Origin of the sequence: Caballeronia sp. LZ043 (assembly GCF_031451075.1) — a bacterium.
Taxonomy (GTDB): Bacteria; Pseudomonadota; Gammaproteobacteria; order Burkholderiales; family Burkholderiaceae; genus Caballeronia.
In genome coordinates, this window is record NZ_JARUXT010000002.1 from 1,169,915 (window position 1) to 1,182,933 (window position 13,019).

The 13,019-nt window shown below is 66.7% G+C and carries 5 protein-coding genes; all 5 read right to left on the bottom strand.

What is annotated here, in order from left to right:
• A partial coding sequence (locus QCE64_RS19010) for a non-ribosomal peptide synthetase (RefSeq protein WP_310005520.1) occupies positions 1–5,727 on the bottom strand: 5,727 nt, incomplete at its 3' end.
• Between the two features lie 6 nt (positions 5,728–5,733).
• The gene (locus QCE64_RS19015; RefSeq protein WP_404987396.1) at positions 5,734–6,720 is read right to left on the bottom strand and encodes a YqcI/YcgG family protein; all 987 of its coding nucleotides are present in this window, start codon (positions 6,718–6,720) and stop codon (positions 5,734–5,736) included.
• Positions 6,721–6,890: 170 nt separating this feature from the next.
• Entirely contained in the window at positions 6,891–8,306 is a 1,416-nt protein-coding gene (locus tag QCE64_RS19020) for a peptide synthetase (protein ID WP_310005522.1), read from the bottom strand.
• 147 nt (positions 8,307–8,453) lie between these two features.
• Entirely contained in the window at positions 8,454–10,589 is a 2,136-nt protein-coding gene (locus QCE64_RS19025) for a TonB-dependent siderophore receptor (RefSeq protein WP_310005524.1), read from the bottom strand.
• Positions 10,590–11,002: 413 nt separating this feature from the next.
• A complete protein-coding gene (fhuB, locus tag QCE64_RS19030) occupies positions 11,003–13,018 on the bottom strand; it encodes a Fe(3+)-hydroxamate ABC transporter permease FhuB (RefSeq protein WP_310005526.1) in 2,016 nt (671 codons plus the stop codon).
• Position 13,019 lies beyond the last annotated feature (1 nt).

A 13,019-nucleotide genomic window follows, 5' to 3' on the forward strand; every position in this document is an offset into this window, starting at 1 on the left:
GTAGGTCAATTGCTGCTCGCGCTCGCCTGCTTCCAGCCAGTCGCGTTGCCATGCCGCATAGTCCGCGTATTGCACCGGCAGCGCCGCCAGCTTCAACGGCTCTTTCAACACCGCTGCGCGGTAATGCGCCACCAGTTCTTCGAGCAGCACACGCACCGACCAGCCATCCGAGACGATGTGATGCATCGCCAGCACGAACAGGCTTTTGCCCGCTTCCTGCGTGTGAAAAAGCCCTGCACGCAGCAACGGCCCTTGCGCCAGATCGAACGGACGGCTCGCGAGCATACGCGCTGCGTCATCGATCTGCGTCGCCGGTAATGACGCTTCCTGCCAGTCAAGCGTTCCCTGCGGTTCGATCCACTGCTGCACCTGACCCGCGTCATCAGCAACGAAGCGCGTACGCAACACCTCATGCCTTGCGACGATCGCCTCGACGCTCGCCTTCAACGCAGAAGCATCCACGTCACCGTTCAGCCACAAGCCACCCGCCACGTGATACGCGCTGCTCTCCGGCGCCAGTTGCCACATGAACCACTGACGCTGCTGCGCATGCGAAGCGAGCGTGCGCCCTCGCGATGCCTCAGGCAGGCGCGGAATCGTGCTCTGCGGCGCCGCCTTGACAGCCGACGCCTCATCGAGCCGCGCCGCCAGTTGCGCCAGCGTGAGCCGCTGGAACAGCAGCTTCGGCGTGATCGACAGCTTGGCCTTGCGGGCCTTCGCCACCACCTTGAGACCGAGAATCGAGTCGCCGCCCGATTCGAAGAAGTTGCGATGCCGGCTGATCGATCCCGGCTCCATGCCGATCACGTCAGCCCAGATCCGCGCGAGCGCGACTTCGGTTGCGCCATGCGGCGCATCGGCGGCGTCCGCAGGCGCGCTCTCCGACACCGACGGCAACAGCGTCCGCAAAGCCACACGGTCGAGCTTGCCGTTCGCGTTCAGCGGCAAGGCCGCGACGGCGACGATATCGGCGGGCACCATGTATTCCGGCAGCCATGCCGCGAGCGCGCCGCGCACCGTGTCCGCCGTTGCATCGCCGGTCACGACGGCCGCCAGGCGCAAGCCGCCCGCCGCTTCATGCCCGAGCACGGCAGCTTCGCGAACGCCTTCCACACGCCGCAGCGCGCGCTCCACCTCGGCCGGTTCCACGCGGTAGCCCCGGACCTTCAACTGATCGTCCGCACGGCCCAGATAGTCGAGCATGCCGTCCGCATGGATCCGCACGCAATCCCCCGTCCGATACAGCCGCGCGCCCGAAGCGAACGGATCGGGCACGAAGCGCTCCGCGCTCAGCGCCGCACGGCCGTGATAACCCCGCGCGACGGACGGCCCACCCACGTACAGTTCGCCAATTGCACCTGATTCGACCGGCTGGAGCGCATCGTCGAGCACGTGAAGGCGCGCGCGGGGCAGCGCGGCACCGAGCGGCAGATCGCGCTGTGCGTCGAGCGGGCCGCGCTGCGCGTACATCGCGACGCCCACCGTCGTTTCTGTCGGGCCATAGTGATTGAAGATGCGGCACGCGGGTGCGAGCGCCTGCAAACGCGCGAGCAGCGCGGCGGAAGTCGTCTCGCCGCCGACGATCAACGCATCCCACGGCAACACGTCGCGCGGGCGAGCCGCACTCAGCAACGCCGACAGATGCCCCGGCACGATCTTCAGCACGCCCACTTCATGTTCCGCCATATAGCGCGCGAACTGATCGGGATTGAAGGCCAGTTCCGGTGCGAGCAGATGCAGCGTGCGCGCCGAGCACAGCGCGCCGAACAGCACGGTATGGCCGAGATCGGCGGCGGGTGTCGAGACCATCGCGAAGGACGCGTCGGGGCTCGCGCGCAGCGTGTCCAGCATGCCGCGCACATAGCTGCCGAGCGCGCGATGCGAGACCACCACGCCCTTCGGCTCGCCCGTCGAACCCGACGTATAGATCATGTACGCGGCCTGATCGGGATGAACCACGCACGGCAACTTGGCTTGCGTGTTCTCGCCGGCCGCGAAGCTCACGTCGAGCGGCACGGCCTGCGCCGTGTCCAGCCCGTCGGGCAACGCGGCGGCATGCAGCAGCACCCGCGCGCCGCAATCACGCAACTGGGCGCTCAGGCGCGCGGCGGGCGCGGCCGGATCGAGCGGCACCCAGGTCGCGCCCGCCTTCAGCGCGGCCAGCATGCCCAGCACATGTTCGATCGACCGCTCCGCCAGCACGCCGACCCGCGCCTCCCTCACCGCGCCATGCTCGACGAGACGCGCGGCGAGCACGCTGGCGGCGGCGTCGAGTTCGGTGAAGGTCGCGCTGCGTGCGCCATCGCGCAAGGCGATCTTGTCCGGATGACGCGCGACGCTGTCGGCCCACATGGTCAGCACGTCCGCTGACGGCGCTTCGTCCACATGGCGTCCGATCGCTTCCTGCGGCGCATCGGTCAGGCGTTGTGCCAACGTCGCGAACAATCGAGTCAGACGCGCGATGAACGCGGCATTGAACACGGCATCGTCATAGGCGACGAGGAAATCGATCTGCGCACCGGTATCGGTGAAATCGACGGCGAGGTCGAAGTGCGGGGCATCGTTCAGCAGCACGTGCAGCGACGCATCGAGCGGTGCGAATCCATGCGCCGCGAACGGACGCTGTTCGGTGAGCTTCACCTGAAACAGCGCGTCGCCGGCTTGCGCGCGCTTCGGCAGCAAGGCGCTCATCAGCCGGTCGAACGGCACGTCCTGATGCTCCTGTGCCGCGAGCACGGTTTCACGGGCGGCATCGACCAGCGCGCCGAAATCCTGCTGCCGTTCGACGCGCGAACGCAGCACCTGCATGTCGATGAAATAGCCGATCAGATGCTGCGCCTCAGGCCGCTTGCGCGACGACACCGGCGCGCCGATGCGGATATCGTCCTTGCCGCTCAATACATGCAGCACCACGTTGAAGACAGCCAGCACCGTCATGAACAACGAAGCGCGATGTTCGCCCGCGAGCCGTCGCATGCGGGCGGCCAGATCGGCTTCGAGCGCAAACTTTGCGCTGCGCTGGCGGCCGCGCGTGGCCTCCGCCGCAGCCGGGAACAGACGCGCGGCTTGCGCGGGATCGCCGTCGGCGGCGAGTTGCGCGCGCCAGTAGTCGAGTTGACGGGCGAGCGTGGAAGCATCGGCCGAGGCGCGGCTCCACGCGGTGTAATCGGCGGACTGCACGCGCCGCGCCGTGGGTTCGGGACGCGCGTAGTACGCATCGGCCAGCGCTGCGAGCAGCACGTTCACCGACCAGCCATCCGCGATGATGTGATGCAGCGCCAGCACCAGCCGATGCTCGTCTTCGCTTACGCTGACCAGATGCGCCCGCACGAGCGGACCGGTTTCCAGATCGAATGGCGCGCGGGCGATGCGGTCCGCGAGTGCTTCAAATGTGCCTTCATCGCACGAGTGGCCCAGCGTGATATCGAGCGTGTCGTCGATGAGTTGCACGGCCTCGCCTTCATCGTCGATCACGAAGCGAGCGCGCAAGATATCGTGCTGCTTCACGACGGTCTGGAAAGCGCGTTGCAGCGCGGCCACGTCAAGCGCGCCGTGCAGCCGCAATACGCCGCTCATGTTGTACGCGGCGCTCGATGGATCGTGCGACCACGTCAGCCACAGGCCGCGTTGCGCGTCCGAGGCACGCGAACGGGCGCGCTGTGCGTCGTCGAGGAGCGGCAGTGCTTCAGTCTGAGCCTGCCCTTGCGCCACGTGTGCCATCCGCTCGCGCACGCGGGCTGCCGCGTCGCGCAACACGGGCGCGGCAAAGACATCGCGCGGCATGAAATCGATCGACCAGCGCGCGCGGATCGCCGCCGCGACCTGCACGGCCGCGAGCGAACTGCCGCCATGCGCGAAGAAGTTGGCGTCGGCAGTGAGCGCGCCGGCGCCGTGCAACGCATCGCGCCACAGCGCGGCCAGCGCCGCTTCCATCTCGTCCAGCGTCACAGGCGCGGCTTGCGGCGCTTCGTCGCTATCGATGCGGCGGCCTTGCAGGAACCATGCGTACGCGTCGAGCGAACGCTTCCGCCAGCCGAGCGCACAGGCCGCGCGCTGCACCTTGCCGCTCGACGTCTTCGGCAAGCCGCCCGGATCGAGCAGCACGATCGCGCCGGCCGTTTCGCCGCACGTCTGCGCGACGGCTTCCGTCAAGGCCGCCGCGATGTCCTGCGCCGCAACCAGCTTGCGCATCTTCGGCGACACCTCGGCTGCGATGCCGATCGCCGCCTGCCCGTCGATCTCGACGGCGAACGCCGCCACCCGGCCGCGCCGCACAAGCTCGACCTCGCGTTCAATCGCCAGTTCGAGATCCTGCGGATACAGATTGCGTCCGCGCACGATCAGCAGATCCTTGATGCGTCCCGCCACGTACAGCTCGCCGTCGTGCAGGAAACCGAGATCGCCGGTATGCAGCCAGGTCACGCCGCCGCGCGTCCTGAACGCCGAGGCGCTCGCGTCCTCGCGCCGCCAGTAGCCCGCCGCGACGCTCGGCCCGCTCACACAAATCTCGCCAATGTGGCCCGGCGCGAGCACCGCGCCGCTGTCCGTATCGACGATGGCAATCTCATGCCCCGGCGCGGCCTTGCCGCACGACACCAGCGCGGCGGAATCGGCCTCGCCCGCCGCGACGGCAACGCGGCCCTGCTCCATCGCGGCCTGATCGAACGATGCCGCGCGCGCACCCGCACCGCGCGCCACGCCGCTCACGTAAAGCGTCGCTTCGGCAAGCCCGTAGCAGGGAAACAGCGCGCCTGCATCGAAACGCGCGGAAGCAAAGCGTGCGACGAAGGCATCGAGCGTCGGCTTGCGCACCGGCTCCGAGCCGGAGAACGCCACGCGCCAGCTCGACAGATCGAGCGCATCGCGCTGCTCGTCGCCGACGCGGTCCGCACACAGCCGATACGCAAAATCAGGACCGCCGGAAATGCTGCCGCGATGCCGCGCAATCGCTTCGAGCCAGCGCACCGGCCGCTCCAGGAAATACTGCGGCGACATCAGCACGAGCGGAATGCCGCTGAACACCGGTTGCGACAAGGTGCCGATCAACCCCATGTCGTGATACAGCGGCAGCCAGCTCACGAACACGTCGTCGCCCGTGACGCTCAGGCCCGCGCGGATCGCCGCTTCGTTGGCCCACAGGCTGCCGTGCGTGACCATCACGCCCTTGGGGCTCGAGGTCGAACCGGACGTGTATTGCAGGAACGCCACATCCGCCGGCGTCGCGCGATACGGCTCGAACGATGACGCATCCGGGTCCGCAACGAGCGCGTCCATCAAGACGCGCACGGCTTGCGGCGCGATCTCGGCGAAGGCGTCGCCCAGGCTGGCTTCGAGCGCATCCGTCGTGACGATGAAGGCAGCGTCGGCATCGGCGGCAATCGCCTGCAAGCGCGCCAGGTGCTGGCCGCGCCGCGACTCCGGCGGATACGCCGGCACCGCCGTCGCTCCGGCATACAGGCAGCCGAAGAACGCGGCCACATAGTCGATGCCGCTATCCATCATCAGCAGCACGCGCATGCCTTCGGTCCAGCCGTCCGCGCCGCGCAGACGCCGCGCCAGCGCGGTCGCGCGGCGGTCGAGTTGCGCGTAGTCGTAACGCGTGTCGCCGTGCGCATCGACCGTCACGAGCGCCGTGTCCGTGCCGCGCGAAGCGGCCAGCGCCCGCAACCGCTCAATCATGTTCTCAGCCATGTCCATCCCGTCCGCGCCTTGTGCCTGTGATGCCATTACGCCTCAGTCCTCGTCATACTCGCGCACCGTCCGCTCGCCGTACGACACCGCGTGCCGCTCCACTTCGAGATGCACCGGACGCAGCGGATAACGCGCCTCGTCCGGCGACACGGGCCGCGGCTGCCACCACGTCGGGCGCGCGGGATCGGCGGGCGGCTTGCGCGTCTCCACGACAGGCGCTTCCTGCTGCGCCATGCGCTTGCGCTTGAGGAACGGACAACGGTCGTCGGCGGGGGTGTTGGCATCGTCGAGGAAGTATTGCTTCCATTCGAGATTGCCCGGATCGCCGAAGAAACCGAGATCCGGATGCGCGCCGATCTCGTCCCAGGTCTCCAGACGCTTGCGCACCTGATTGCGCGCCTCGCGGCCGATGACCTTGTTGGTGATCGTGTCGACGAACACGCTGCGCGGCTGGAACAGCAGCACCATGCCCGAACCGAGATTGCGGCTGTGCCGCGCGCGGAACGACGGGCACGCGCACACCACGAAGGTCTCCACACCCGCGAAGGAGAACTCCCAGTCCTCGCTCGACGGCTCCGGCTGCGCGTCCGCGTGCGGGTCCGGATCGACATCGTGCAGATGCTGGAGGATCTTCCAGAACAGCGCGTGATAGGCGTCGTGCGAGAGCGGCTCGGCATCCGGCTCGAAGAACACCGCAATATTGTTCTTGCGATACTCCGGCAGCGAGACCAGTTCCGCGAAGGTCTGCATGGTCGCGGCAAGCTGGCCGATGTCCTTGCCGTTCACATACGAATAGAACATCTCGCCGCGCTTCTCGGCCATCGTGCCGAAGAAGCACGGATAAGCCGGATCCATGACCTGCGCGCGCAGCGTCTCGTAAGAGGCATCCAGCCACGCGGGCGGCTGCACCTCCGCACCCGTGGCGCGCCCGGCGATGATGCGGCTCTTCCAGTCGCCCGGATCGAACCCGCTGCCTGCGGGCGCGCCCGCTTGCGTTTCAGCATTGACGCTCTTTGCTTGATCGTCCACTGTTTCCTCGTTCCTTTGCATCGTCGATATCCTCGTTCTTCACGCGCGCCCCTGCCTCTTGCACGGGCGAACGCGCGCGCGAGCCGCAGACGCCGCGGCTCGTCGATGAAAGCGTTTCTTGCAGGGAAACAGGCGTCCTGTGCCGGACGCTCTGGGATGATGCTTTTCGTTCAGGCCGACGCCTTCGCGTCGAGCTCCGCAACCAGCGCGCGGACCCAGTCGTCGGGAATGATCGGCTGGTGATAGGTGCATTCGCCCGATACCACCGTCGAGCCATGCAGACGGCCATCGGGAATCAGCACCATGTCGCCCTCGTTCATCTTCAGCTGCATGCCGAGATTGCCCCAGAAGAGCATCTCGCCTTCCTGGATGGTCACGAGCCGGTGATCGTTGTGAACGTGCGTGGTCGAGCACATCTCATGCGGCTCGATGAAGGTCTCGCGATCGATGTCCGGACATTCGGCGTCGATACGCGTGCTGATGCGGTGCGCGAACGCCACGTAATGACGGATCGACGACAGCCACAGCAATTGTTCGCCGAGATCCCAGCGCGCGCGTTCGGCCAGCCGTTCGCCGGCAGCCATGCCTTGCGCGGTCATCGCCACGGCAGAGGCACCGTAGGCCGCGCCGATCGTTTCGAGCGCCTGCGCGCCGCGCCGCAACAGCGCATCCTTGCGCGACTGCGCATCATCGTTGCTACGGTTCGCAGGCTTCAGATGCGCACAGGCGCGTTCGAGCGCGATGCTGAATGCCAGCGCTTCCGCTTCCGCCGCGAACGCCGCGCCCACCAGCCCGAACGCGCGATCCGGCCGGCGCGCGAGCGCATACAGCAGGTTGCACTTGGCCAGGCTGGTCGGCAGATAGAACTGCCAGTACGCATGCTGCTGACGCGTCACGCCGCACGATGCGGCTACTTTCGCGTACAGCGCGGCATCGGTTGCATCGGTGTCGGGTGCGGGACGCTGGTCGGCGGGAAGCATGTCGAACAGGCCGCTCGCCGCCGCCCGCGCCAGCGCGCGCTGCTTCGACGGCGCCAGCGACCAGCGCTGCACCATGATGAAACGCAAGCCTTCCTCGAGGTAATCGTTGCGCATCAGCCGCGCAAACGTTTGATCCCAGAACTGCAGTTCGGCATCGAGGATGCGGGCGAGTCCTTGCGTCGCATCGGCGGTCTGCTCCTGGCACAGATACTCGAACGCGTACGCTTCGAGGAACGGCGCAATCTGTGCGCCGAGCACCTGCGCCTCTTCGCCATAGAACTCGACGAAGCGTTGCCAGTCGGCGGGCGCGGCCGAGGCCGGCAAACGCGCCGTGCCCAGTTCGTAGATCGACAGCAAGGTACGGTTCGATGCCAGCGCAGGCAGGCGGCTCACGTTATGCGGGCGCACCGGCTTCGCGAACTTGAGGAACTCGAAGTCTTCGGGGCGCAGCGGCCGGCGATGGTAGTCGTCGTCGAGCACCAGTTCGCTGACCTCCGCGCTGCGAAACGGCTGCGCGGCGGCGAACTGCTTGATGAGGCCGACATAGCGTTCGCTCTGGCCCGCGAAGGGTGAGAAGTCAAACAATGAAGACGAGGGTTGCGTCATGATCGTATTCCTGCGGCTGACTCACTGAAGATGAGAGAAACGTGTTGCGCCCGTGTGTTGAGCCGTGCCGTCCGCGTACGGCTCGCCGGATGGGATCTGCTGCTGCGTGTCGGCCGGCATGTCGCGGCATGCCGGCTCGACGCGCTTTTAAAAGTCCGACCGGACCGTCAACATCACATTGCGACGCTGACCGAACTCGCTGAAGAAAGTGCCCGGCGGACGAATGTAGTAATCGCGGTTGAAGATGTTGTTCAGGTTGAGCGACGCCTGAAGGTGCTTGTTGAACTGATAGCCCATCTGCGCGTTGAAGATCGCGTATGCGCCCTGCTCGACGCCGCGCGAAATGCGCGTCTGCGCCAGCATGCCCCCGCCCACCGAGAAGCCGCGCAGTGTGCCCTGGGTGAACAGGTAGTTCGTCCACAGCTTGAACAGATGCTTCGGATCGGTGCCGGTCGTCAGATCCGGCTGATCGTTTTCATAGTTGACGTTCAGGTACGTGTAGCCCGCATACACGTTCCAGTTCGCCAACGGCTGGCCCGCGACCTCGAACTCGAAACCTTCGTCCGTCGACTTGCCGCCCGCGATCGAGCCGGTCGGATTGTTCGGGTCGGTGATCGCGCGGTTGTTGTCGTTGATGTGGAACGCCGCCGCCGTGGTCGTCAGCCGGTTGTTCAGGAAGCTGGTCTTCAGGCCGACTTCGTATTGCTCGCCGGAGCGCGGGGGCAACAGTCCGCCCGTATAGGTGAGCGCGGTCTGCGCGGTCAGGAAGCGGGAATAACTTGCGTAAGCCGTCATCGAGCGCGTGATGTCATACACGAGCCCCGCGCTTGGCAGGAAACGGTGATTGACCTGCGCCTGCGTGCTCCAGTCCTCGACGGTCGGAAGCGTGGACTGGGACGTTTCCTGCAGGAAGGCTTCACGCGCGCCGAGCACGAGCGTCAACGGCGTCAGCAGCTTGATGCGCGCCTGCGCGTAAATGCCGTACTGCTCGGTGCGGTTGTTCGATCCGAAAGTGAACGGCACGTCCGTTTTCGGCACGGCGTTCGGATCGAATACGTTGAAAGTCTGGCCGTCGAACGGACCGTTCAGCGCAGCAAAACCCGAATCCGCGGTGCCCGTCTGCAGCGAATAGTTCGCACCGATCGTCAGCGTATGGGTCTGGCCGAACGCGCGGATCGGGCCGCTCACGTTGGTATCCGCGCCCCACCAGTTATAGGTGTTGCGCTGGCGTTGCTCGCCGTAGAAACTCAATCCGTCCGCGGTCGTGCCCGGACCCGCGTACGCATAGTCGGCCTTCGTCAGCAGATGGCGATAGAACAGCGTCGTGTTGGACTTCCAGCCGTTCTCGAAGCGATGCACGAGATTGCCGTTGACCTCTTCCATCGCGCTGTACGAGTAGTTCCAGCTCGGGCTGAAGTTCTGCGTGTACGAACTCTGCAATCGGCCGAGCAGATTGCCGTCCGGATCGGTCACGCCGCTCACGCCGTAATCGATGCCGCTGATCGGGTTGACCTGATACGCCGCCGACAGCGACAACGTGGTGCGCGGGTTGAAGTCGTAGTCGATGGCGCCGTACGCCATCACTTCCTTCTGGCGCGTGCCATCCACCGACTGCAAGCCGTCGCTGCCCACCAGCACCGCGCGGCCGCGCAGCGAGCCGTCCTTGTTCAGCGGGCCGGTCACGTCGATCATCTGGCGGAAGCTGCCGAACGAGCCGACCTGCGTTTCCGTCGCCACATGGAAGGTGTCCTGCGGACGCTTGCGCACGAAGTTCACCGTGCCGCCCGGATCCGTCACACCGTCCATCACGCCAGTCGGGCCGCGCAACACTTCGATGCGGTCGTACATCGCGAGGTCGAACTGTTGCAGATATTGGAGGCCGCCCGGCGTCGACACGCCATCGAACTGCACGCCCAGGAAGTTGCCGCGCGCCTTGTAGTAGGCGGTGCCGTCGCCGTAATCCACCGACTCCACGCCGGTCACGTATTTGAGCGCGTCCTGGATGGTCGTCAGGTTCTGGTCGTCCATGCGCTGACGCGTCAGCACCGACACCGATGCCGGAATCTCCTTGATGGACTGCTCCGTCTTGCCCGCGACCGTCGCCGTGCGGCCGGAATACGTGCCGCTGCCTTCCGTGGTGGCATCCGGCGTGGCATTCACTTCGATGGCTGGCAGATTGCGATTCGACGGCTGCGCGTCCGTGGCTTGTTGCGCATGCGCGGACGTGCCCCACATGGCGACCAGCGCCAGCGCAATGGGCGTGAGTCCCGATCGGACGGGCAAGCGGTGGTTGGGCCGCGGTGCGCGGCGCCGTTGTCTGTTGTTATTCATTGTGCTGATCGCATCTGCCTGATGGTGGAAACCCGTTGAAGACCCGAAGAAGACTCGTGGAAAACCCTGGCGCCCATCGCATCGATGGACGTGTTCAGGATTGCCAAGTTGAGAATCTGGAGATACAGCGAGGCGCCCGACGAACAGCGTGCACGTCTGTCCGTCATGGCCGGGAACAGCGTCGCGCGCAGGTCATGCTGAATGCTGAACACGTCATCGACGTGACGAGACGGCGTGAAATTCTGGCGCGCTTCCGTCTCGACATCGACACTATACAAGAATGATTCGCATTTGCAAGCCTTGACACAGTTTATGTCTTGCTTTCAAAAAGCCGACGTGCTAATCCCCTGCGCGGGAGAGATTCGTCACGTAGCTGACACGGATTTGCGCAGCGTCAGCGCGATCAGATAAGGCCCGCCAATGAGCGTCGCGACCAGACCCGCGGGCATTTCCTCGGGGAACATGAGCTGGCGGCCGAGCCATTCCGCGAAGCCCATCAGCAGCGCACCGAAGATCGCGGCGACGAAGATCTGCACGCCGGGACGGCGCGCGCCCGAATAGCGCGCGACATGCGGCGCGATCAGGCCGACGAACGACAAGGGTCCGACAATCAACGTCGATGCCGCCGTCAGCAGCGCCGCCACGATCAGGATGGCAAAGCGCGCGCGCGTGACGGGCACGCCGAGTCCCTCGGCCATGTGGGTGCCGAGTCCGAGCGCCTCCAGCCAGCGCGACAGCAGCGGCGCGAGCGCCAGCCCGAGCACGGCGATGGCGGCGGCCGTGTAAGCGGACGACGCTTCGACGTAATAGGTCGAGCCGATGATGAAGTTCATCAGCATGCCGCCGCGCGGATCGCCGCTTGCGAGCAGCGCGCCGACCACGGCCTGAAACAGCGCGCTGATGGCCACGCCGATCAGCAGCAGCCGTTCTGGCGCGAACGCGGCCTTCGATCCGAGCCACAGCAGCAGCGCCAGCGTGACGATCGCGCCCGCGAGGCAGCCGGCGAACAGCACGCCCGGCGACGGCGTCAAACCCGCGAACAACACGACCACGATGCCGAGCGCCCCGCCCGAACTCACGCCGAGCAGGTCGGGGCTGGCCATCGGATTGGCGGTGACGCGCTGGATCAGCGTGCCCGCGACCGCGAGCAGCACGCCCGCCGCGAGCGCCGCGACGGTATGCGGCAGGCGCCAGAACATCAGCGCGTCGAGATCGCTGCGGCTGGCGAAGCGCCAGCCATCGAGTCCGCGCGACACACAGAACGACAGCACCAGCACCGCCACGAGCGCGGCGCACGCCCACGGCAGGCGGCGCTCCAGCTTCGCGGGCGGTGCATGCGCGACGGCCGCCGCATGCAGGTCCGGCTGGGTGCGCAGACGCGGCAGCAGCGCGAGCAGCAGCGGCACGCCGAGCAAGGAGGTGACGGTGCCGGTGGGCACCAGATGCGCCGAGAACAGTTCGCCCGATGCGATCACGCGGACGATTTCATCGGTGCACCAGAGCAGCACGGCGCCGAGACACGGCGCCCACACGAGCCGCTGACGCAGCCGCCGCGCGCCCGCGAGCCGCGCGAGCGTCGGCGCGGCCAGTCCGACGAAGCCGATCACGCCCACCGCCGACACCACGCACGCAGTCAGCACCACGGCGATCAGCAAGGCCGCGAATCGCGTGCGCTGCAGTGCGATGCCCAGTCCCTGCACGGTCGAATCGCCGGCCTCGAACACGCCGAGCGGACGCAGCATGAAGGCCGTCAGCACGAAGCACGCGAGCACGCCGACGAACAACCGCGCGCTCTCGTGCCAGCCGGTCTGGTCGAGCGCGCCGCCGCCCCAGATCATCAGGCCGCGCATCAGGTCGAAGTGCGCGAGCGTGATGCCGAGCGCAATCGCGCCGCAATACAGGTTGACGATCATGCCCGACAGGATCACCGCCAGCGACGACATCCGCTGCCGCCATGCGAGCGCGAACACGAGTGTCATCGCCAGCGCGCCGCCGCCGAGCGCGACGGCCATGCGTCCGCTCGCCAGCAGCGAAGGCGCCCACAGTTCGGCGAGCATCAGCGCGAGATAGGCGCCGGGGAAGATGCCGAGCGTCATCGGCTCCGCGAGCGGATTGCGCAGAACCTGCTGTGCGAGCGTGCCGGCCAGCGCGAGCGCGCTGCCGCATAGCAGCGTCATGGCGATGCGCGGCAACATGCTGTCGCGCACCAGCACCTGATGCAGGTCGGTGCGGTCGGGCGTGAAGAGCGTCGACCAGAACGATGCGCCGCTCAGTTCGCCGTGGATGCCGGCAATCGACAGGCACAACGCCACCAGCCCGAGCACGCCGACCAGCGCCACGCGGAAATCGCGCGGCGCGCGCGGTCCGGATACCGCCGTCATG

Excerpts from the sequence above, each read along its gene's own strand:
- QCE64_RS19020 (WP_310005522.1), bottom strand. The coding sequence starts at position 8,306 with ATGACGCAACCCTCGTCTTCATTGTTTGACTTCTCACCCTTCGCGGGC.
- fhuB (WP_310005526.1), bottom strand. The coding sequence starts at position 13,018 with ATGACGGCGGTATCCGGACCGCGCGCGCCGCGCGATTTCCGCGTGGCG.